Raw genomic sequence first — 22,738 nt, forward strand, 5'->3', positions numbered from 1 at the left:
AGAAAGCCATGGTTGTATAAATCGTGCCGGTTGAAGTGATGACCGGCGAGGCTCCTCCCTGGGCCTCATAACTGAATCCCTTCTTCTCTCTCAACCCGACGGTTCCTTGCCGTCGGGTTTCTCTTTAACCTGACCTTGCCATTGCGCTCATGGTTGCGAGGTTCCCGGCTGTTCCCGCCCTACCGTAATCCGGTGCGTTTCCAATGAACAGAACAGAGTAAGCGCTTGCAATGACCTATATTTGTACTTATACTGAGAGATGCGCATGGAAGCGTCCGGCCGGGGTCGCGAACCCGTACGGAAATAATGTGCAAAGACGCTGAAGGAACTGTCATACGGATGGTGGGTCCTGAATATAGGAGCTGTCTGTATACGTTCACGAACACAACGTAGTGGGAGAAGTATGAGAAGGACAACGTTAATGAAGGGGCTGGCCCTGGTGGTTAGTTCAGCCACCTTATTCGGCATGGCCGGCTGCGGCTCAGGCAACGGCTCCGGCGATGGTTCGAAGAAGGCCGATTCGGCCAGTTGCACCGCCTACAAGAAGTATGGTGACCTGAGCGGCAAGAAGATCTCCACCTACACCCCCTGGATCGACCAGGAGGGGGATGCTACGGTCAAGGCTTTCAACGAATTCGCCAACTGTACCGGAGCTAAGGTGGAACACGAAGGTTCGCGTGACATGGCCGCACAGCTCCCAGTCCGCGTCAAGGCCGGTTCCGCTCCGGATGTGGCCATCATGCCACAGCTGGGAATGATCAAGAACATGGTGGCCACGGGCAAGGTCAAGGATGTCCCCGCCAAGGCTGCTGCGAATGTGAAGAAGTACTACTCCAAGGATTGGCAGGATTACTCCACCCTGGATGGCAAGCTGGTCTCCATCCCGGTGGATGCCAATGCCAAGTCCTTCATCTGGTACTCGCCCAAGGCCTTCAAGGAAAAGGGCTATAAGGTCCCGACCACCTGGGACGAAATGATGGATCTGACCAAGAAGATCGCCGATGACAACAAGGGGGATACATCGGTCAAGCCCTGGTCCGTGGGTCTGGAGGGCGGAGCCGACTCCGGTTGGCCCGGCACCGATTGGCTGGAGGATGCCGTTTTGCGGTTTACCGATGCCGACACCTACAACAAGTGGGTCGACCACACAATCCCCTTCAACGATCCCAAGATTCTGGCCGCTTTCAAGGAGATCGGCAAGATCCTGAAGGATCCGGCCTACGTCAACGGTGGTTTCGGCGACATCCAGTCCATAGCCTCTACCGCGTGGCAGGATGCCGGCACCCCCTTGGTGGATGGCAAGGGCTACCTCATGCACATGGCTCTTTTCTATCAAAGCAACTACCAGACAGCCAACCCCGATATCAAGATCGCCAAGGACGGGGATGTCTGGGCCTTCCCCATGCCCAGCAAGGATGCCCAGCATAAGAGCATGATTGGCGGGGGTGACTTCGCCATCGCCTTTTCCGACAAGCCCGAGGTGCAGAAGTTCGAAGAGTTCCTCTCATCGCCTGAATACGCCAATGCACGTGCCAAGGCCATGACGGGCTGGATTACGGCCAACACCGGACTGGACGAGAAGAATCTCAAGCCCATCGACAAGCTGGCTTATGAGTCTCTGACTGCCGAGGGAACCACCTTCCGTTTCGACGCCTCAGACATGATGCCTGCCGAGGTGGGTACGGGCTCCTTCTGGAAGCAGATGATAGCCTATTTCGCCCAGAACAAGTCCGAGCAGCAGGTGCTCGACGCAGTCGAGGAATCCTGGCCCAGCGACGTCAAGTGAGTTCGTGTTCCCTCGGGACGCTTCAAGGCCCACAGCTCCATAAGTCATAGTCAGGCCCTGTGCCACCCCGACGCACGGTAAAGAGTGCACACCCCCTCCACCAGCTCCGGCTGTGGAGGGGGTGGCCTGAGAAAGGCTTCTTACAACCATGGATTTCATTCTGCATCCGGACAGCAATCTGTCCAAACTCCTGGCCATGCTTCTGGCCATCCTCATCTTCGTCGGCGTCATGGCGTTGATCCTCTTCCTGACCAACCTGCCCAAGCGGATGCCCTCCTGGGGAGTGGCGGTCATGTTCCTCCTGCCCTCGGTGGCCCTGGTATGTTTCGGCCTGCTCTACCCCACAATCGTCACCTTCCGTGACTCCTTCTACGGGCGTGACGGCAACGAGGCGGTGGGGTTCGCCAATTACGTGAAGATATTCTCCGAGCCTCAGTTCGTCCAGGTCCTGATCAACACGATCCTGTGGACTGTTCTGGTTCCCTTGTGCTCCACGGCCATCGGCCTGCTCTACGCTGTCCTGGTGGACAGGACCCGGTTCGAGAAGCTGGCCAAGTCCCTGATCTTCCTGCCCATGGCCATATCCATGGTAGGGGCCTCCATCATCTGGAAGTTCGTCTATGACCAGCGCGTAGGACTCCTGTCCGCCGCCTATACCGGTCTGGCCCACCTCTTTGGCAACAAGACAGTCTCGGCCCCGCAGTGGCTGATGTCCTCACCGCTGAACACCTTCCTCCTCATATTCGTCATGATCTGGATCGAGGCCGGGTATGCCATGACCGTTCTGTCTGCGGCCATCAAGGCAATCCCTGACGACTTGACCGAGGCAGCCCGTCTGGACGGGGTCGATGCCCGTCAGCAGTTCTTCTATGTGACCGTCCCCATGATCAGGCCCTCCATAGTGGTCGTTCTGACCACCGTGGCCATGGCCGGGCTCAAGGCCTTCGACGTGGTCAGGACCATGACGGCCGGCAACTACGGGACCTCGGTGATAGCCAACGAGTTCTATACACAGTCCTTCCAGTACCAGAACACAGGTCTGGGGGCCGCCCTGGCGGTGATCATGTTCATCGTCGTCATCCCCCTGATAGTGTTCAACGTCCACCAAATGAGAAAGTCGCAGGATGTGAGATGAGCAGGAAACTGACCCGCCATGAAAAGGCGCTGATCCGCACCAGGAACAAGCTGTCCTCTCCCTGGAGCTCGGCCATCTCCATTATCATCGCCGTCTTGTGGACCATCCCCACCGTCGGCCTCCTGGTGACCAGTTTCCGTGACAACAGGATGGCCATATCCACCTCCGGCTGGTGGACCAGCCTGAGCCCCTCCCATTGGAAGGATTTCGGCCTGGGCAACTACAGGTCGGTGCTGGGCGGTGGCTACAACCTGGGCGCCTACTTCGTCAACTCCTTCGTCATCACCATCCCCGGCGTACTTATCCCCATTACCCTGGCGCTTCTGGCGGCCTATGCCTTCGCATGGTGCGAGTTCCCCGGCAAGAACATCCTCTTCGTTGCTGTCTTCGCCCTCCAGGTGGTCCCCATCCAGGTGACCATGATTCCCCTGCTCTCCCAGTATGTGAAGTGGGGGCTCAACAACACCTTCTGGGTCCTGTGGCTGTCGCACACCATGTTCGGACTTCCGCTGGCCATCTTCCTCCTGCACAACTTCATGCTGGATATACCCAAGGAGCTGATCGAGGCGGCCAAGGTCGACGGAGCCAGCCATGTGCAGATCTTCCTGAAGGTGGTCCTGCCCCTCATGGTCCCTGCCATAGCATCCTTCGCCATTTTCCAGTTCCTCTGGGTCTGGAATGACCTGCTGGTGGCGCTGGCCTTCGCTGGAAACACCCCGGCGACAGCCCCGCTGACCTCCCGCCTGTCCGACATGGTCGGTTCCCGCGGGTCGGCCTGGTACCTTCTGGCACCCGGTGCCTTCATAGCCATGGTCGTCCCGGTGGCCGTCTTCCTATTCCTGCAACGCTATTTCGTCCGCGGTATGCTTGCTGGGGCGGTCAAGGGCTGAAAAAACCTGTTCGGAGTCCGGCAGATTCATCTGATCCGCAAGAACAAGTGAGTAGGATGCGCAACCATGAAAATTGTCCAGAGTCTGGCTGTTCTCTTCGATTTGGACGGGGTCCTGGTTCCCACGGTTCGCCTGCACAAGGCCGCCTGGAAAGAGCTGTTCGACCAGGTCCTGCCGGAGGACGTCAGCCCTTATGAGAACCAGGACTATTTTAATTATGTCGATGGCAAGCCCCGCTATGACGGAGTTTCCGCGGTCCTGGCAAGCAGGGGGGTGGACCTGCCGCAGGGGAATCCTGCCGACGGACCTACGGTCCGCAGCATCTGCGGGCTGGGCAACCGCAAGAACGCCATATTCGAGCGTCTTCTGAATGAGGAGGGGATTGAGCCCTACCCCGACACTGTGGATGTCCTGCGTCACCTGATGGGGACAGGCAAGCGCCTGGCGGTGGTATCCAGCTCCCGCAACGCCAATACCGTGCTCAGCGCGGCCGGCATCAGGAACTTCTTCGACGTCATAGTGGACGGGAATGTCAGGGCCAGGGAGGGGCTCAAGGGGAAGCCAGCTCCCGACACCTATGCCTTTGCCGCACACCTCTTGGGGGTTCGGCCGGAGGAGGCCGTGGTGGTCGAGGATGCCCTTTCCGGGGTGGCGGCCGGCCGGGCCGGGGGGTTCGGCATGGTTGTCGGTGTGGACCGGGGGGCCGGTCGGCAGGCCCTCTTGGACTCCGGTGCCGACCATGTGGTCGACCAGCTGATCGAGATGATTCAGGACGGATCCGCCCGCGCCGATCTGGCAAGGCCGGCCGACCTGGATCCGACCACCTACCCTGTGGACCCCTGGGCACTGATTGAGAACAAGGAGGGGGATTCCAACAGTGCGACCCTCTTTTCCGTGTCGAACGGGAACATCGGGGTTAGAGGGGCCGGGGACCCCAGTCGGGACCTGGGCAGCGGGACCTTCATGAGCGGCTTCCATGACACCTTCACCATCAAGCACCCTGAGACCGCCTATGGGTTCGCCCGTGTCGGCCAGGTGATCCAGGGGGTACCCGATGCCTCCGATTTCTCCCTGAGCCTGGATGGCTACCCACTGGGCAGTCCGGTCTCTGCCAGCCAAAAGGTCGATTTCAGACGGGGGATATCATCCTACGTCCGGCGTTACCGTACCGACGATGGGGCCGACCTGTCCGTGACGGTGGAGCGTATGGTCTGCCTCTTCGACCCCCACCTGGCCCTCTATACTCTGATTATCGAATCACCTGACAGGACAATGACGGTGGATGTGGATGCCAGGATCAACGGCAACGCACCCCGTCGACAGGCTTCTAACGATCCACGAAAGTCCAACCTGGTCGACGGCTGCGGCATACACGAGGTCCTGGAGGACGCAGACGGGGATCAGGAGGGCCCTGTCTGCCATGTCTACCGCTGCAACAACTCACAGATGACCGCAGTCCTGGCCGTCCGCCAGTATGCCGAAAGTACAGACGGCGATCCAGGTGTGAGGCCCATGATGACCTCCGCCCTCCCGGAGGATGTCTGGCACCTACGTGTGCCTGCAGGCGGAAGGGTCTCAGTCCGTCGCTACGCCGCCTACCGGAGCCCATCCATCCTCCCGGTCGGGGTCGATTGCGGCTTGGTCGTGCGCACACGGGAGGGGTCGGATGCCAGGAGCATGGTCCTGGCCTGCCTGGAGGATCTCGACAGCGCCTGCCATAAGGGGGCAGGCGGTCTTGAGGGGGCGCAGCGTTCCTGGCTGGAGGACTTCTGGCGAAGGGGGGACGTGCAGGTGGCTGCCGGGGACGGTGGCCGTATCCAGCAGGTGAGCCGGTGGGAGATCTTCCAGCTGGCCCAGGCCACGGCCCAGGTCAGGAACGGAGTGGGGGCCAAGGGATTGAGTGGTTCGGGATATGACGGTCACTACTTCTGGGACACAGAGATTTACATCCTTCCCTTTCTGACCTACACCGACCCCGCACGAGCCAGGGCCATCCTCCACTATCGGCATGAGATGCTCCCGGCTGCGCGCAGGCGCGCTGCCATCATGAATCTGGACGGGGCCCTTTTCCCCTGGAGGACCATCAACGGCGAAGAGGGGTCGGCCTACTTCCCAACCGGCACCGCCCAATACCACATTGATGCCGACATAGCCTACGCCCTCATGCAGTATGTTTTAGTCAGCGGGGATGATGACTACCTGGGCCGAGAGGGGATTGACATACTGGTCGAGACCGCACGTATGTGGGCATCCCTGGGCAGCTACCAGTCGGACGGACGTTTTCATATACACAGTGTGACCGGGCCGGACGAGTACACGGCTTTGGTGGATGACAATCTCTATACCAACCAGATGGCCCGGTTCAACCTCATGGCCGTCATACAGGCCGTCCACAGGCTTGATGAGGCCGACGAGACAGGGGAGATCCTGGCCCAGGCCCGTCAACGCCTGGGATTCGGTGATGAGGACCTGAAGATCTGGAAGGGGATGGCCGAGGCTATGTTCATGCCTTACGCCAATCAGGAGGGGGTCCATGCCCAGGACGCCCAATTCATGAACAGGCCCAAGTGGGACTTCGAACACTGTCCGGCCCGCCCCCTGCTCCTCTACTACCACCCCCTGGCCATCTACGGTCACAAGGTCCTTAAGCAGACGGACGTGGTCCTGGCCCTCTTTCTGCTCAGCTCCTGGTTTACCCCCGAGCAGAAGTTGGCCGACTTCGATTATTACGACCCGCTGACCACTGGAGATTCCACCCTTTCGGCCGCCTCCCAGTCGATTCTCGCTGCCGAGGTGGGGCGTAAGGAGCTGGCCATGGACTACTTCAGGCGGTCCCTCTTCGCCGATGTGTTCAATCTTCATGACAATACCGAGGATGGCATCCACCTAGCGGCCGCTGGTGGTGTCTGGTCGACCTTGGTCTGCGGCTTCGGTGGAATGAGGGATACGGGGGGAACGGCCATAGGGATCGATCCCCGTCTGCCGGACGGGTGGACCTCTTTGGAATACACCCTTCTGATCAGGGGGACCTCGATCAGGGTGACGGTGACGCCGGAAGGTGTGGGCTTGCAGCGCATGTCAGGACCGTCTATGGTCCTCAACGTCAATGGTCATCCCCGTCAGGTGTGAACGAGGGCCTCTGGATACAGCTCTCCAAGGAGGTTCACCGGTCAGCGGATCCTACCGGCGGGCGGGGGGCCGACGGTGGCCCGCTCTATCAGTTTGGTAGGGAAGATGATCGTCTTCAGTGCCAGGTCGCCCTCGATGGCCTTCAGCGCGACCTCGGCCGCTGTCACCCCCTGCTTGCGTACCGGTTGGGCCACCGTAGTCAGTCCGAATGGTCGGCCCAGGTCGTGCCCGTCGATGCCGATGACCGAGATGTCTCGACCCACTGCCAGGCCGCGCTCGCGGATGGCTTGGATGGCCCCCATGGCCATCTCATCCGAGGACGCCATGATGGCAGTGATATCGGGACGCCTGTCCAGGAGGCGTTTGGTGGCCAGGTAGCCGTTGGAGGCCGTCATGATGGTCACGGCTTCGTCCAAGCTGTCGGAGCACTCGAGGTTGAAGCGCGTCAGGGTCTGCTTCCAGCCATCCCGTCTGCGCTGGGAGGGAGCGAATGGGCAGAGGTCATTGGTCTGACCTGACAGGTGGCCTATGGTCTTGTGCCCCAACGTAATCAAGTGACGGCAGGCCTGTGCCGCAGCTTGCCCGTCGTCGATTCCTACATGACTGTAGCCCTTCTGGCGAACGGAAACGAAGACGGCCGGCACACCCAGGGATCGAAGTTCGGCCTCCTCCTGCTTGTCGAAGAAGAGTGAGAGGACCAGGACCGCGTCCACCTTTCCCACCAGATCCCGTGCCTTGAACCGTTGACGTTTGGGGCCAAGGTAGTCGGGCAGGGAGTAGACAAGGGCGTCATAGCCTGCCTTGCGGAAGGTCTGTTCCGCGCATTCGAGGATGGTGCTGAAGAACCACCGCGACATGTCCGGCTGGATCAATCCGATGGAATGGGTCCGCCCGCTGGCCAGAGAGGAGGCGGTGGGGGAGGGGGTGTATCCCAGGGCCTTGGCGGCCTGGAGGACTAGTTCACGGGTTCGCCCGCCCACCCCGGGCAACCCCCGTAGGGCCCGTGAGACCGTGGCCGTTGAGACGCCGGACAAGCGGGCCACGTCTTCGATTCTTACGGTCATACCGTCATTATGCCAGCGTGAAGTCACAAGGGAATCCGCGATCCTCGAGGTGGCTGGATGCCTTTGTTCTGCTGGTCAGGTGATTCTTGCTGATGCAGACACGCCCGGATTATCGGGGTTGCATCTGGTTCTGGCTCCAATAAAATAGGCAACGCTTGACGAATCCAGGGCGGACACGCGCGGCGTTGCATAGGCGAGGAACATAGCCGGGCGTCACCATCGGTCAGTCACTCTCCCGGACGGTCACGGCAATGAGAAGACCAGATCAGAGAAGTTCAACAGGGAACGTGAGGGTGTCCTCCAATGTACGTCGATTCTGCGAAGAATCAGCACAGCAGCAACCTTCGATGGATCCTCCCCTACTGCAGGCCGGACGCCGGTAGAATCGCCGCCGCCTTCCTGCTTTTTGCGGCGGATAAGGTCCTGGTCATGCTTATGCCCATTTTGGCGGGCATGATCGTGGACCAGGTCATTGGCCAGGGACATGAGGACCGGCTGCCCAAGCTTTGTTTCGCCATGATAGCCGTCACCCTTGGGCGCAGCATCTGCCGCTATGGCTACCAGATGTTCATGGAGCGATTCGGACAGAACACCATCTATCGGCTGGTCAGCGACGAGTATGAGAAGCTCCACGACATGGACTTCACCTACTTCAACCACACCCGCAACGGCGACATCATGAGCCGGATGACCTCGGACACCGATGCCATCCGCCACTTCGTCTCTTGGGTCTCCTACAACATCCTGGAGGCTGTCTGTCTCTTCGTTGGGTCGCTGGCCGTCATGTTCACCATCGAATGGCGGCTGGCCCTGGCCCTGCTGGCGGTGACACCATTCCTCTTCTACTTCACCTGGCAGCTCTCGAAGCACGCCCACCCGCTCTTCTACGCCATCCGCAACTCGCTGGCATCCCTCAATTCCATGGTCGAGGAGAACATCGAAGGCAACCGGGTGGTCAAGGCCTTCGTCCGCGAGCCCTATGAGACCGAGAAGTTCGATCGGCACAACGATGACTACATGGAACGCAACATGGACTCCGCCCGCAACAGCCGCACCTATATGCCATGGCTGGACGGCTGCTCCTACATGCTCCAGCTGATCACCCTGATCCTGGGCGGCTGGCTGGTCATCCGCCAGCAGATGACCCTGGGCGCCCTGGTCTCCTTCAACAGTTTCCTGTGGATGATTGATGGCCCGGTGCGCCAGTCCGGCTGGCTGATCAACGATGTGGAGCGATTCAACGCCTCCTGCGTCAAGATCCGTCGGCTGCTGACGGCCGAGCCCAGGATTGTCGAGCGCAAGAACGCCCAGGCCAGCGTGGTCCAGGCAGCCACGGTTCGCGCCAAGGTCAACGGCGAGCAGACTGAGGACCCGGTCAGAATCCGTGGGGACATCCGCTTCGATCACGTCAGTTTCGCCTTCCCTGACGATCCGGAGACCCCCATTCTCAAGGACATCGACTTCCACGTGGCGGCCGGCACCCGACTGGGCATACTGGGGGAGACAGGATCGGGCAAGTCCACCCTGGTCAGCCTGGTGGCCCGCTTCTACGACCCCACCGTGGGCCATGTGCTCATCGACGGGATCGACGCCAGGCAGTGGCCCCTGGACCTGCTGCGGCGGCAGGTCAACATCGTGGCACAGGACACTTTCCTCTTCTCGGACACCATCGGCGACAACATCGCCTTCGGAGCCCACCGCGACGACGAGCAGTATGTCAGGACCATGGCCTCCATGGCCGGAGCGGACTCCTTCATCAACCGGATGCCTGAGGGCTATGACACCGTGGTGGGCGAGCGCGGCGTGGGCCTGTCAGGCGGCCAGAAGCAGCGGCTCAGCCTGGCCCGGGCCCTGGCTGATGACCCGGCCATCCTGATCATGGACGACACCACATCGGCCGTCGACATGGAGACCGAGGCCACCATCCAGCGGCATCTGCAGGAGATGGAGGGCACCAGGACCATGGTTACCATCGCCCACAGGATCTCCTCCATCAAGGATTCCGACCTGATCCTGGTCCTGGACCACGGCAGGATCGTAGAACGCGGGTCCCATGAGGATCTGGTCCACGCCCACGGCCGCTATTACCGGATATACCGCAAGCAGTTGGGGCTGCAATCCGGGCAGTCGGTGGGATTCTGACACATCAGCAGGCATGGCAAGGTGAGACGATGAAGCAGAAAGAGCAACGTTCGGCGGGCACCGCGCGCAGGAACACCTTCCGCGAGGACGAGGACCTGGAGGAGCAGATTGACTTTGGGGACATCAAGCGTATAGGGGCCTATCTGAAGCCCTACCTGCGCCAGGGGGTGATCATCCTGGCGGCGGTCCTGTCCATGAGCGCCATCGCAGTAGCCATCCCCTACATGACCAAGACCATGATCGACACGGTCATCCCCTCCAAGGACCCGGTCCGGCTCTTCGCCCTGGGCGCGGTCTTCCTGCTGGCCATCGTGGTCTACGAGCTTCTTCTGCGCTACCGGACCGTGGCCATCACCCAGGTGGGCCAGCTCATGCTCAAGGACATGCGCCGGGACCTCTTCACCCACATACAGACCCTGCCCTTCTCCTACTTCGATTCCAGGCCCCACGGCAAGATCCTGATCAGGGTGGTCAACTACGTCAACACCCTCTCGGACACCCTGAGCTCGGGTCTGATCAACGTGATCGCAGACATCTTCACCTTCCTGCTGACCCTGGTGGTCATGTTCGTCATCGACTGGAGGCTAACCCTTTGGTCCCTGGTCCTCATGCCTCTGCTAGTGCTCTATGTGTTGGTCCTCCAGCGCTTCCAGCGGCGGGCCTACCAGCGCCTGTCCAACAAGCAGAGCAATCTGAACGCCTACATCCATGAGTCCATCGCAGGGGTCAAGACCACGCAGACCTTCGTCAGGGAGCGCGAGCAGTTCCACACCTTCCAGGAGCAGCAGGGGCAGGTTCGCAGCTCCTGGATGCGGGCCGTGCACATCCAGTACCTGATGTGGCCAGGAGTGCAGAACATCTCCACCATCACCATCGCACTGATCTACTATCTGGGGATCACCGGCCTGGGCGGCGTGCAGGTGACCACGGGTATGCTGATCGCCTTCGTTGGCTATGCCAACAACTTCTGGAACCCCATCATCAACATCGGCAACTTCTACAACCAGCTGATCACCTGCTCGGCCTACCTGGAACGCATCTTCGAGACCCTGGATGTCCACCCGGAGATCGAGGACCGCCCGGGGGCCATAGAGCTGCCTCCGGTCAAGGGCAGGGTGGACTTCAACGACGTGGTATTCAAGTACGAGCCCGGAGGCCGCAACATCCTCAACCTGGTGGACTTCCATGTGCCGGCAGGCAGCACGGTCGCCCTGGTGGGGCCCACGGGTGCCGGCAAGACCACCATCGTCAACCTTCTTTCGCGTTTCTACGACGTGACCGAGGGCAGCGTTTGCGTGGACGGGCATGACGTGCGCGACGTGACCCTGGCCTCCCTGCGCCGGCAGATGGGGGTCATGCTTCAGGACACCTTCATCTTCACCGGCAACGTGCGCGAGAACATCCGCTACGGACGCCTGGATGCCACCGACCAGCAGATCGAGGAGGCCGCCAAGGCCGTTCATGCCCACGAGTTCATCATGGAGCTGCCCGACGGCTACGATACCAAGGTCGAGGAGCGCGGATCCACCCTCTCCGCAGGTCAGCGGCAGCTGATCGCCTTTGCCAGGGTTCTGCTGGCCGACCCCCGCATCCTGATCCTGGACGAGGCGACCAGCAGCATCGACACCCGCACCGAGGAGGCCCTCCAGGCCGGACTGGCCCACCTGCTCAAGGGGCGGACCTCCTTCGTCATCGCCCACCGGCTGTCCACCATCGAAAATGCGGACCAGATCTTCTACATCGATCACGGGCAGATCGTGGAGCATGGCACCCACCAGGAGCTTCTGGCCAAGAGGGGTGCCTACTACCGGCTGCACGAGTCCCAGTACGCCATGATCCGCACGGCCAACGGCGACCAGGCGCAATCGACACAGCCGGACGATGATGCTGGACAGGGCAGCCATGTTCGGCAGGATTCGGTCGTCTCTGCGCAATAGCAGGCTGGCCTGTGCATCGCAATTGGTTCTCGACTAGCAGGATTACATCGTTGTAAAATAAGCGACGACAAGTCAACAGCCGACAGGTTCGGTAGCCAGGGCAAAGGAGCAGACGTTGAGCAATACGGTTCACAAGGACGCCGAAGGAGCCGACCCCTACGGGTATCTGATGGTGCACTTCATTGAAGACCCCCAGGGGTACGCCGAACGCCTCTACTTTGACCTGTCCCGGGGCGACGACCCTCTGAGCTGGGATCCGCTGTACGGGGGCAGGCCGCTGCTGACCTCGCACCTGGGCACCACCGGTCTGCGGGATCCCTACATGGTGCGTGATCCGCGCAACGGACGGGTCTATGTCATGGCCACCGATCTTCGGGTGTTCGGCGGCGATCAGTCACAGGGCAGCGGCTGGGAGCACTGGTCCCATCACGGCAGCACCAAGCTGATGATCTGGTCCACTGACGACCTGATTCATTGGTCTGGCCCCCGGCCGCTGGATGTGTCCTTGCAGCAGGACGGCAGCAGGGTCCAGTTGGGCATGGCCTGGGCTCCGGAGTGCCTATGGGTACCCGACTATGAGGGGCCGGGGCAGGGGGCCTTCGTCCTCTACTGGTCATCCAAGCTCTTTGACCAGGATGATCCCGACCATGCCGACCCGTCGGTATATGACCGGGTGCTCTGGGGGTCAACCACCGACTTCACCCAGGAACACTTCCGTTATGGGGGAGTCCTTATCGATACCGGTCGCAATGCCATCGACACCACCATGGTCCAGCGCCCCCTGCCTGGCGGCGGCCTGCGCACCTACCGGGCCACCAAGGACAACGGCTTTGGTCGGGGCATCTGGCTGGACAGCACCGACAATCCCCGCTGGTGGCTGCCACAGGCCCGGTGGACCACCATCCAGGAGCGTATTGGCGCCGGCTGGTGCGCTGATGGCAACCCCTCGGGCGTGGAGGGTCCGGCTCTTTATGCCGACCATGCCCGTAACCGCTGGTACCTGCTGGTAGACGTGATCCCTTCAGTGGGCTACAGGCCCATGGTCAGCGATGATCCAGACGCTGGGTTCGACTACGCCCGGGAGCAGGATTTCCACCTGCGCCCCCATACCAAGCACGGCGGGGTCCTGTCCCTGACCCGGCAGGAATACGAACGTCTGCGCCCTTTGGCGCAACGGAACTGAAACAAAAGGACCGAGAAAGGAGCAAGACATGGACAAGGCCTGGAGACCGCCTATGGGGTGGAACAGCTGGGACAGCTACGGGACCACCGTCACCGAGCAGGAGGTTCTGGACAACGCGCAGATTATGCGCGACAGGCTGCTCCCAGTGGGCTGGGACACGGTCGTCATAGACATCGCCTGGTACGACCCGACCGCCAGGGCCCATGGCTACAACGCCAAGGCGCCACTGGTCCTGGATGACTATGGTCGGCAGCTGCCCGACCCGGTCCGGTTTCCGTCGGCGGCCGACAGCCAGGGGTTCGCTCCGCTGGCCGCTCGGATCCACGATCTGGGATTGCGCTTCGGCATCCACGTCATGCGGGGCATCCCTCGGTTGGCGGTTGAGCGGAACCTGCCCGTCCTCGGCACCTCCTACACCGCCGCCCAGGTGGCTGATACCGCCCATGTCTGTGCGTGGAATCCCGACAATTACGGACTGGACCAGTCCCATCCGGGAGCCCAGGCCTGGTATGACGCCCAGGTTGACCAGTTCGCCCGTTGGGGAGTGGATTACCTGAAGGTGGACGACATGCAGGTCCCCTTCATGGATCGTGAGATTGACGCCTACGCCCGGGCCATCCGCAAGGCCGAGCAGGCCTATGGCCATCCCATGACCCTCTCCCTGTCCCCGGGCACCCGGGTGCCGACCACCCATCTTGGCTTCCTGCGGGACCACGCCCAGCTCTGGCGGATTTCGGACGATCTCTGGGATCGTTGGCAGGACCTTTACGCCCAGTTCGCCCGTCTGGCCCGCTGGGCACCTTTGCAGAGCACGGGCCACTGGGCTGATGCGGACATGCTGCCTCTGGGGCATATCGGGCTGCGGGCCGAGCGGGGCGGGGACCGGTCAAGCCTCCTGACAGCCGACGAGCAGCGCACCATGTTGACTCTTTGGGCCATGGGGCGCTCGCCGCTGATGGTGGGCGGCGACCTTCCCAGCAGCGATGAGGCCACTCTGTCGCTTCTGGATAACCCGGCCCTGGAGGAGGTCACCGCCGGATCGGCCGACAATGGCGAGATCATCCGGGAGCCGGTCGAGGGCGGGGATCACCAAAGCAAGGAGATCTCAGGCGAGGAAATCGTCTGGAGGGCCCTGGCCAGCGACTGGGCCGACGGAACCCCCTCGGCCCATGCCAGCGGGGTCTATGCGGCCGTCTTCTGGACCGGGGATCGCCCGCGGCAGGTCAGGACGGCCCTGTCCTCACTGGTGGGCCTGGATAGGGCGGACGGGGCCTGGACCCCGGTCGACCTGTGGCGGGGCCGGACCTCGGAGCCCGCCCAGATCAGCCTGGAAGGACAGGGTGTCGACCGTGAGCTGGTGACTCTTGTGCCTGCACACGGTGTGGTCTGGGTGGCTCTGGATCCCCACTGAGGCTGATCAGCGCTTGGAGCCCCAGATGCAGAGGTTGTTGCCCAGGGCGCTGAAGGTCATGACCATGCGGTGATCCTTGTCCCTGGGCAGCCGAGCGAAGACTCCCTGGTAGGTTACGGTCCCGTCTTCCTCCTTGAGGTCCATGGACAGCCGTCCCTGGTCGTCGACCTGCCAGTGGCCCTGGCGCGCTCCGGTCACCTGGCCGCCGGGCTCCAGACGAATGTCCACGGCCTTGACCACGCCCCGGTATCGGGTGCTGTGAGTGTCGGTCACCTTGCGCGGTCCCTTGAAGAAGATGGTCGGATCATGCTCCACCAGCTCATAGGTGCCGGCCTCGTCCTTGGCGCTGTACGGGCCGCCGGCCTTGGTGCCCAGATACTCATAGGGGGCGGCTACCAGCCACCCGTCTGTTGTGGGCATCAGCTGCCTGACCCGGATCTGATGCTCCTCCTTGCGGTCGGAGAATCTGGTGTGGTAGACCACGTAGTCCCGGCCGTCCTTGTCGTGCAGAGCCGTGTTCCCGCCCTGCGAGACCTCGATGTCGCCCTTCTTGTCCCCGCTCCACTGGTAGGAGCCCATCAGACGGATGCCTGTCTTGCTGGTCCAGTTGTCGGCCTCGCCGCTGGTGGCAATGGCCGGGTTGCCCTGCTGGTCCAGGTAGGGGCCGGTGATGGAGTCCGAGCGGAACATCCGCATTTGGTAGCCTCCGGTCTGCACCAGCTTGCCATAGGAGAGGAAGAGGTACCAGTGGCCGTTGGTGTGCAGCAGTGCCGATCCTTCGCCTGAGTTGCCGAAGCCTCCGGCGAGTTTGTGCCCGTAGTAGGCGTCGGACTGGTTGGCCTGGGTGGGATAGGTGGTGGAGTAGTCACGCAGCCCGGTCTTGGGGTCCAGGCGGATCATCCAGATGCCCCCGAACCAGGAGCCGAAGCTCATCCACAGGCCCCCCTGCCCGTCATCCTTGACACAGGCGTCAATCGCATTGATACCCGTATCCGTGTAGGACTGATAGCGGTCCAGCTTCGGGTCCGAGCCCAGCACCTTGGGAACATCGGTGCTCATGTAATTGGCCCGGGTGAAGCCGGAGTAGACCACCGGTCCCACATAAGTCCAGTCGCCGTCCACCCGGTCGGCAGTCAGCAGGACGATGACCGAACGATGTTCGGCCCCGTTCAGGCTCAGGTACATGCACCACTTCTTCATGGTGGCGTTGTAGTAGACGTCAGGCGCCCACATGTTGCCGGTCACGTCCGGATTGGAGGACTGCTTGGGCCAGTCCTTCCAGATCTGGGCAAAGATCTTCTTGTAATCGCGGCTCAGGTTGTTGGTGAAGGGGGTCCAGTTGACCAGATCCGTGCTGCGGGCATAGGCCCGGTGCGAGCCGAAGACGTAGTAGCTCTTGCCGGAGCGAACCACGGAGGGGTCGTGGACCGAGACACGCTTGGGTTCCTGGGTGGTGGCGGTTTTTGTGCCGTTGGCTGACGGCTGCTGGTTCGAGCAGGCGCCCAGTGCCCCTGTCAGCAGCACCGCCAGACCCGCCGTCAGGGCAGTCAGGGCCTTCATGGCCCGTCCGGTGCGTTTGGGTCTTCTCATGGTTCCTCGCTTTCCGTGAAGACAGCCCGATCGACATCGATGACGACCCGCGGCGCATGACCGGCCTTGTGGCTCGGTTCGGATGAGCGAACAGCCCGGCCTCATTCATGCGGGCATCGGGCGTCGGGGACTGATCTCCATGTATAATTTCTATCGTTAGAAACGATAGTCGTCGGCGTTGAAGCCGGCAAGCCGAACGGAAGGAATCGTCATGGGTGAGGATGCTCTGGACGGTAGACGAGAATCTGGGGATGGGGTTGCACTCATGTGCTACACCCGGCATCCCACTGATCGGCAGGAGGCCAACAACGAGGATGTTGCCCTGAGCATGCACCTGGCCCTGCGTTCGCGGGCGACTGGCCATTGGGAGCCCCTGAACGGCGACTACGGCATCTTCTTCGCTGCAGCTGTGCCCACCAAGGCAGTGCCGGATAGTGCCCGCGGGGCCTGCACGGCCGGGGTTGCCCTACCAGGCGAGGAGGCGCCGCAAGAGGGTGAGCACAACCCTGGACTGGACGCTCACCAGGCATCTCAGGCGGCCCAGGAACTTGCGGTGGTCCCAGGGCAGGATCTGATCCTTAAGAGTCTGATTGACCCCTTCCTGTTGCCGCTGAAGGACGGCACCTTCGTAATTCTGGCCACTAGAGTGGCCAGGGGCGGCCAGCCGGACGGCTCCCAGGCTGACTCCTTCCTAATGGCTCTTTCACCTGATCTGCTGACCTATCGACGGCTGCCGCAGGTCCATATCCTGGGCGCTCATGGTGTCCACCGGCCCAGAGCGCGGCTTCTGGACGATGGCCAGGGCTGCCGGCTCTACTGGGACGACGATCTCGGGCGGCTGTGCACGGCCAGGGTGGACGACCCCATGCGGATGGGCATGGTGGCCGATATGAAGATCCTGGAGGATGGCGATCCCCTGGCCCAGGGTGACCCCCTGCCCCTGGATCGGCGGCGTGCCTTGGAGGAGGACTGCGGCATGAAGGGCATTCTGGCAGGCAATGTGGTGTTTGTCAGCCTCGATTGCGAGCGTGGCCTGCTGGAACGCTTCGGCCGCATCTACAACACCGGCGTGAAGGTGGATCCGGTTCAGGTGTCCCGAGGTGACGGCCTGGAGTCTGTCCGACAAGCCCAGGCACGGCTCCTCTACAGCGACGGGTCCACCGCCCTGCGCGGGGTAGATTGGGACCAGAGTCAATTAGATTGCCTGGCCAATGATCTGGCCCAGGGTCGTCTTAATTCTGGAGAGACCAGGCTGATCGGCGGACGGGTCCGGCAGACGGCTTATCCGGTCCCCTTCGCCCGGCAGCGGGCCGATCCATCCATTTTCCGCTGGTCCTGGAGGGGTCAGCGCCTGTTCATGTTCATCGCCACCGAGGATGCGGATGGCAACTGCATCGACCCCTTGAATGGGCACACACACATGCCCCTGCGGGTGGCCGACACCATCGAGGGCCTGAGCGATCAGGCCGGCGGTCATGAAAATGAGGTGGATCTGCTGCGCAGGGGTGATCGCAACAGCGAAGGCCGAGTCATGACCGGCTGTTTCTGGGCCCCGGAGATTCACCTGATCGGCGGCAGGCTCTCCATCCTCTTCATGCCATGCTTCGATGGTCCGCAGACCAATCCGGATGGGACCGCCAACGATCGAGCCGGAAAGCCGGACATGTGGACGGGCTGCTGCCACATCATGCAGCTGCGCCGCGACGACCAGGGCCGGGATCTGGATCCTCGCCAGCCTGATAACTGGGACAGGCCTCGACCCATCCTGCGTGCTGAAGGCACCCCTCTCAACCCCATCCAGCGCATCAGCCTGGACATGACGGTCCTGCACGATACCGGCCGCTGGTATTACGCCTGGCAGCAGCTGGGTTCGGTCTGGATCGCCTCCTTCGACCCGGCCCGCCCCGACCGTCTGACCAGCACGCCGCGCCAGATCATCGTCCCCGAGTTCGCCTGGGATAACATGATTGCCGAGGGGCCCAACGCCGTGGTCCATGACGGCCGGATCTTTTTGATCTATTCCGGCTCCCTGGTGGGCATCGACTACACCACCGGACTGGTGACTGCACCGGCCGGAGTCGGCGCCGATCTATGCGATCCCGGCGTGTGGAAGAAGCTGGACTACCCATTGCAGAAGTCCGGGAAGTACAATGGCCATTGGCAGCTGGGCACCGGCCACGGCATGTGGTCCCAGGACGAGGACGGCACCATGATCTACGTCTTCCATAATGCCGAGCATGACCAGGACCGCTACCTTGGCCGCGACAGTCAGGTACGGCGGGTACATTGGTCTGCTAAGGGGATGCCCGTATTGGATATGCAAACGGATGAGGAGCTCGACCCCACCCGCGCCACGGTAACCTTGGAGGTCAGGGTCTTATGAGTTTAGCCGCTTCCCCCGGCACAGGACGTGGTTCCACCCCGACTATGAAGGACGTGGCCCAGGCTGCAGGAGTGTCGGTCAAGACGGTCTCCAATGTAGTCAATGACTACGAATTTGTCTCCGAGGCCACCAGAGGCAAGGTCAACAAGGCCATAGAGGAGCTGGGCTACCGGGTCAACGTACCGGCCAGAAATCTGCGGCTGGGCTACACGGGGATGATCTCCCTGGCCATACCTGATTTGACTATGCCCTACTTCGCACAGCTCTCCTCCCTGGTTATCGAAGAGGCCAAGAAACTTGGTATGCGGGTGCTGGTAGAGCCCACCCTCTACTCGCGCGAGGGTGAGATTGAGGCCCTGCACGGCTCCCAGCGATCCATGATCGACGGCCTCATCTACAGCCCGCTGGAGCTGGGCATGGACGACCTGGACCAGTTGCGGGTGGACTATCCCCTGGTGGTTGTGGGCGAGCGCATCTTCAGCGATCAATTTGATCATGTGGCGACGGAGAACGTTGAGGGTGCCAAGCACGCCACCGCTTATCTGATCAACACTGGCTGCCGTCGGGTGGCGGTCATCGGCACCCACCCCGGCGAGAAGCTGGGTTCGGCTGCCCTTCGCTTGGAGGGGTACAGACAGGGTCTGGAGGAGGCCGGCCTGGACTATGACCCCCGGCTGGTGGCCCCATCGCGCATGTGGCACCGTATCGACGGGGTCAACGCTATGAACTCTCTGTTGGACCAGGGCATCGTCCCCGACGGGGTGGTGGCCTTGAACGACATGCTGGCGGCAGGGGTTCTGCATTCCATACAAATGCACGGCATGTCGGTGCCGGACGACATCTCGGTCATCGGCTTCGACAATTCAGACGATTCCCAGTATCTGTCGCCTTCGTTGACCAGCATCTCGCCCGGGCTCAAGGCCGTGGCCAGGCTCTCGGTCCGTGTTCTCAAGGACAGGATCAACGGGGTGCAGCCGCTGAACACCAAAGAAAGCCAGCACGTCTTCCGCAAGGTGTCCTCCTCGCTTGTAGTCCGCAATTCAACCCGTGCCCTGCCCGGAAACGAAATCGCCGTCTGATTGTTGATCTTCTTTTCTTTTCCGGGTGTCCCGGGTTCCTTGATTTCTAACGTTGTAATATACTGAAGACGTTCTCGAATGATTTGAGGCGGTATCGGCGGACCATGGAGGCCGGCCGGTCGGAGCGCGGTCGCTCCGATGCCGATATGGAAAGGTGTGAACATGCGTCATCAATCGTCATCAGACGCAGGACGACGGAGCCGGGGAGGAGTTGCAGCGGCGGCCCTCGTGGGCATGATACTGGCGGGCGGCACAGTCGCTTCTCCAGCCTGGGCGGATCAGACCCAAGCGGGCGGCAGCGCCTCAACCGGGATGTCAGCCAGTCAGCCGCAGCCCCTGCTCGGCTATGATTTTTCAGCCCTTGCTCCAGGAGCCAAGGAGGCAAAAAATACAGTCTCAGGCTCATCCTTTGGCCCGGCCCGCATCATGGACGCCGATGGCCGGCCGGCCGGGGCGGTCAAGACCGACGATGCGCTCTTGTTCGATGGATCCGCCTATGTCAGGCTTCCCGATGACATACTGAGCGGACACGCCAGCGCCACGGTGTCCATCCGCGTGCGCAACGATCGGTTCAACGCCTCAGGTCCCTGGACCTACCTCTGGTCGCTAGGGGGGACCGGCCAGCAGGCCGTCGGCTCCTGGACAGCCTCCACCCACACCTCCCTGTACACCTCCATCACTTCCAAGGCCAACGGCCAGGGCGAGACCTATCTGCCGGCAGCCAAAAACCTGCCCGACGACCGTTTCTGCACGCTGACGGCCACCATCGACGGCAAGGACAACATGGTCCGCCTCTATATCAACGGTCTGCAGGTGGCTGAGGGCAAGACCACGGTCAACCCCGCCGCCTTTGGCGACCACCATCACAACGTAATCGGCCAGTCACGATATCCTGGCATAGGCGACGCACTCTTCCATGGCGCGGTGCAGTCATTCGCCGTCTATCCGCAGGCCCTGAATGCCGATCAGATCGCTGCCACCCTACCCTCGGAAGATCTGGGCGATCTGATCGACCAACAGGCCACATCACTGGCGGTCCCAGCCGCTGTGGACGGTGATTTCAACCTGCCGGTCTCTACCACTGTCGCCTCAGTGAGCTGGACCTCTTCGGCTCCCGAAACAGTCAGTGTCAATGCAGCCACCGGCAGGGCCCATGTGGTCCCTGGCAAGCGAGATGTTCCCATTACGCTGACGGCCCGGTTGCAAGCGACCAAGGCCTCGAAGTCCTCCCTGGACGCTAAAGCCATCCAGCATGACTACCGTCTTATTGTCAGGGGCACCTCCAAAGACGGTCAGGACGCCTACTCGCGCGTCTCTGTGCATGATCCTTCCGTGGTCAAGGCCGGAGGGCGCTACTACATCTTCGGCTCCCACCGGGCCTGGGCCCGCAGCACCGACCTCAAGCATTGGGAGCCCTTCACCAACAATCTGAGCCGGGATTACCAGCGCATCCTGGATCCCATCTGGAAGGCATGGCCCAAGCAGTCCTCCAATCCGGACGTGACCGGCAACATGTGGGCGCCCGAGGTCTACTACAACGCCACCATGAAGAAGTGGTGCATGTACCTGAGCCTGAACGGGGGAGGGTTCCCCTTCCAGAAGTCGGTCATCGTCCTGCTGACCGCCGACGACATCGAGGGGGACTGGAGCCTGGTGGGCCCGGTGGTCTACTCCGGTTTCCAGAAGTCCAACGTGGCGGCCACCGATGTTCCCAAGGTGCTAGGCCCCAATGCGGATTTGTCGCGCTACGCCAGCCTCACGGATACGGGTATCAATGCGATTGATGCTTGTGTCAAGGATGATGGGCAGGGGGGCCTGTGGATGAGCTTCGGCTCCTGGTTCGGGGGCATCTGGATGATCCGCCTGGATCCTAAGACCGGGCTGCGTGACTACTCCACCACCTATCCCACCCAGGCCAACCAGTCCGACGCCTACTACGGGCACAAACTCGCCGGAGGCTTCGGCAACTCAGGCGAAGGCACCGCCTTGGTCCATCAGGGCGACTGGTGGTATCTGATGCTTTCTTACGGCGGACTCGGGCAGACCGGAGGCTACCAGATGCGTGAATTCCGTTCCCGTTCCATCACCGGCCCCTACCTGGATCAGAATGGCAAGCCGGCAGTCTATGGGCGTGCAATGAATGATCTGGATGTCAATCGGGGTCTGCGGATCGACTCCTCCTTCGCCCAGCCCGGACAGGACCAGGTGCTGACCTCCCAGGGAGGCAACGCACTTTTGATTGACGAAGATCGCGTCTTCAACGTCTACCACACTCGCTTCGTGCGCGCTGACGGCAACCTGGAAGAGCACCAGGTCCGGGTCAAGCAGATGGTGCAGACCCCTGACGGCTGGTTGGTCATGACACCCTTCGAATACCGGGATTCGGTAGGTAGGGTCGCCTCCAGCCAAGTGGTCGGCGACTACCAGGTGGTGGTCCATGACCCGGTCCATTACTATGCGGGTTCTGGCTTGTCCAGCCCGGCCATCTATCGGTCGGTGTCAGTGAGCCTGCTGGCCGGCGGTCGGCTGGGCGGCCAGGTGCAGGGTTCCTGGACGGCGACCGGCGGCGACCTGACCGTCAAGGTGGATTCGGCGGATCTGGGCACTTTGTTGCACGGCGTCTATCGGGCTAGGCTGGGCCGACAGCTTGATGAGCAAGGTCATCCGGTCGCCTTCTTCTCAGGGCTGGGCGGCGATGTCTTCACCGATGCAGGCGCCGATGTCTCCAAGGCAGCAGGTGCCGCAGCCGTCTGGGGTACGCGTCCCTTGACCGATGCCAAGGTTCATGAGGATGCCGATGGTGGTAACGGTCATGTGACTGTTCCTGCCGCGGACTTCACTCCTGCACCTGCAGGTCGGTCCGACAGGGAAGGCAAGACCGGTCGTCTGCCCTCTACTGGATCGGCCTTGTCGGCTCCCGTCGCAGCTGCGTCTGCGGCTCTTGTCTTGGGTCTGGGCGCACTGGTGTTCACTGCCATTCGTAAGGCCCGAGGCTGAACCCGAACGAAC

The 22,738-nt window shown here is 61.8% G+C and carries 13 protein-coding genes; 11 read left to right on the forward strand and 2 right to left on the reverse strand.

Features of this window, described 5'->3' with window-relative positions; all coding sequences use genetic code 11:
- Window positions 1-403 precede the first annotated feature (403 nt).
- From H3T90_RS05825 to H3T90_RS05840, 4 genes are all read left to right on the forward strand, one after another.
- Complete coding sequence (locus H3T90_RS05825) at window positions 404-1,786, forward strand: ABC transporter substrate-binding protein (RefSeq protein WP_046322291.1); 1,383 nt, start codon at window positions 404-406, stop codon at window positions 1,784-1,786.
- A gap of 148 nt (window positions 1,787-1,934) precedes the next feature.
- Entirely contained in the window at window positions 1,935-2,921 is a 987-nt protein-coding gene (locus tag H3T90_RS05830) for a carbohydrate ABC transporter permease (RefSeq protein ID WP_198229915.1), read from the forward strand.
- Window positions 2,918-3,811, forward strand: coding sequence for a carbohydrate ABC transporter permease (locus H3T90_RS05835; protein WP_198207591.1), 894 nt, complete (start codon window positions 2,918-2,920; stop codon window positions 3,809-3,811). Before H3T90_RS05830 ends, H3T90_RS05835 begins: the two co-directional genes overlap by 4 nt.
- A gap of 66 nt (window positions 3,812-3,877) precedes the next feature.
- Entirely contained in the window at window positions 3,878-6,940 is a 3,063-nt protein-coding gene (locus tag H3T90_RS05840; RefSeq protein WP_198229916.1) for an HAD-IA family hydrolase, read from the forward strand.
- A 41-nt stretch (window positions 6,941-6,981) separates the two neighbouring features.
- Here H3T90_RS05840 and H3T90_RS05845 read toward each other — a convergent pair whose 3' ends face one another.
- Window positions 6,982-8,004 (reverse strand): LacI family DNA-binding transcriptional regulator, encoded by a 1,023-nt coding sequence (locus tag H3T90_RS05845; RefSeq protein ID WP_198229917.1) that lies wholly within the window; start codon window positions 8,002-8,004, stop codon window positions 6,982-6,984.
- 303 nt (window positions 8,005-8,307) lie between these two features.
- On the opposite strand from H3T90_RS05845, the gene H3T90_RS05850 reads away from it, so the two are divergent.
- The 4 genes from H3T90_RS05850 (at window position 8,308) to H3T90_RS05865 (ending at window position 14,677) form a co-directional block, all read left to right on the forward strand.
- A complete protein-coding gene (locus H3T90_RS05850; RefSeq protein ID WP_121913037.1) occupies window positions 8,308-10,146 on the forward strand; it encodes an ABC transporter ATP-binding protein in 1,839 nt (612 codons plus the stop codon).
- 29 nt (window positions 10,147-10,175) lie between these two features.
- Entirely contained in the window at window positions 10,176-12,083 is a 1,908-nt protein-coding gene (locus H3T90_RS05855; protein WP_198229918.1) for an ABC transporter ATP-binding protein, read from the forward strand.
- 115 nt (window positions 12,084-12,198) lie between these two features.
- Window positions 12,199-13,266 (forward strand): glycoside hydrolase family 43 protein, encoded by a 1,068-nt coding sequence (locus tag H3T90_RS05860; protein ID WP_232350605.1) that lies wholly within the window; start codon window positions 12,199-12,201, stop codon window positions 13,264-13,266.
- 52 nt (window positions 13,267-13,318) lie between these two features.
- Window positions 13,319-14,677, forward strand: coding sequence for a glycoside hydrolase family 27 protein (locus tag H3T90_RS05865; RefSeq protein WP_198230034.1), 1,359 nt, complete (start codon window positions 13,319-13,321; stop codon window positions 14,675-14,677).
- A 6-nt stretch (window positions 14,678-14,683) separates the two neighbouring features.
- Here H3T90_RS05865 and H3T90_RS05870 read toward each other — a convergent pair whose 3' ends face one another.
- A complete protein-coding gene (locus tag H3T90_RS05870) occupies window positions 14,684-16,267 on the reverse strand; it encodes a glycoside hydrolase family 43 protein (protein WP_198229919.1) in 1,584 nt (527 codons plus the stop codon).
- Between the two features lie 211 nt (window positions 16,268-16,478).
- Between H3T90_RS05870 and H3T90_RS05875 the strand changes: the two genes are divergently transcribed.
- From H3T90_RS05875 to H3T90_RS05885, 3 genes are all read left to right on the forward strand, one after another.
- The gene (locus tag H3T90_RS05875; RefSeq protein WP_198229920.1) at window positions 16,479-18,650 is read left to right on the forward strand and encodes a family 43 glycosylhydrolase; all 2,172 of its coding nucleotides are present in this window, start codon (window positions 16,479-16,481) and stop codon (window positions 18,648-18,650) included.
- The gene (locus tag H3T90_RS05880) at window positions 18,647-19,729 is read left to right on the forward strand and encodes a LacI family DNA-binding transcriptional regulator (protein WP_046322303.1); all 1,083 of its coding nucleotides are present in this window, start codon (window positions 18,647-18,649) and stop codon (window positions 19,727-19,729) included. The genes H3T90_RS05875 and H3T90_RS05880 overlap by 4 nt, the downstream gene beginning before the upstream one ends.
- A gap of 162 nt (window positions 19,730-19,891) precedes the next feature.
- On the forward strand, window positions 19,892-22,726 hold the full coding sequence (locus H3T90_RS05885) for a family 43 glycosylhydrolase (protein ID WP_198229921.1): 2,835 nt from the start codon (window positions 19,892-19,894) through the stop codon (window positions 22,724-22,726).
- Window positions 22,727-22,738 lie beyond the last annotated feature (12 nt).

It is taken from the genome of Bifidobacterium polysaccharolyticum (assembly GCF_016101585.1).
In the GTDB taxonomy this organism is placed as follows: Bacteria; Actinomycetota; Actinomycetes; order Actinomycetales; family Bifidobacteriaceae; genus Bombiscardovia; species Bombiscardovia polysaccharolytica.

Bases quoted from the DNA above. Each gene is read 5' to 3' on its own strand.
- H3T90_RS05825 (WP_046322291.1), top strand. From the start codon at position 404: ATGAGAAGGACAACGTTAATGAAGGGGCTGGCCCTGGTGGTTAGTTCA.
- H3T90_RS05830 (WP_198229915.1), top strand. From the start codon at position 1,935: ATGGATTTCATTCTGCATCCGGACAGCAATCTGTCCAAACTCCTGGCC.
- H3T90_RS05835 (WP_198207591.1), top strand. From the start codon at position 2,918: ATGAGCAGGAAACTGACCCGCCATGAAAAGGCGCTGATCCGCACCAGG.
- H3T90_RS05840 (WP_198229916.1), top strand. From the start codon at position 3,878: ATGAAAATTGTCCAGAGTCTGGCTGTTCTCTTCGATTTGGACGGGGTC.
- H3T90_RS05845 (WP_198229917.1), bottom strand. From the start codon at position 8,004: ATGACCGTAAGAATCGAAGACGTGGCCCGCTTGTCCGGCGTCTCAACG.
- H3T90_RS05850 (WP_121913037.1), top strand. From the start codon at position 8,308: ATGTACGTCGATTCTGCGAAGAATCAGCACAGCAGCAACCTTCGATGG.
- H3T90_RS05855 (WP_198229918.1), top strand. From the start codon at position 10,176: ATGAAGCAGAAAGAGCAACGTTCGGCGGGCACCGCGCGCAGGAACACC.
- H3T90_RS05865 (WP_198230034.1), top strand. From the start codon at position 13,319: ATGGGGTGGAACAGCTGGGACAGCTACGGGACCACCGTCACCGAGCAG.
- H3T90_RS05870 (WP_198229919.1), bottom strand. From the start codon at position 16,267: ATGAGAAGACCCAAACGCACCGGACGGGCCATGAAGGCCCTGACTGCC.
- H3T90_RS05875 (WP_198229920.1), top strand. From the start codon at position 16,479: ATGGGTGAGGATGCTCTGGACGGTAGACGAGAATCTGGGGATGGGGTT.
- H3T90_RS05880 (WP_046322303.1), top strand. From the start codon at position 18,647: ATGAGTTTAGCCGCTTCCCCCGGCACAGGACGTGGTTCCACCCCGACT.
- H3T90_RS05885 (WP_198229921.1), top strand. From the start codon at position 19,892: ATGCGTCATCAATCGTCATCAGACGCAGGACGACGGAGCCGGGGAGGA.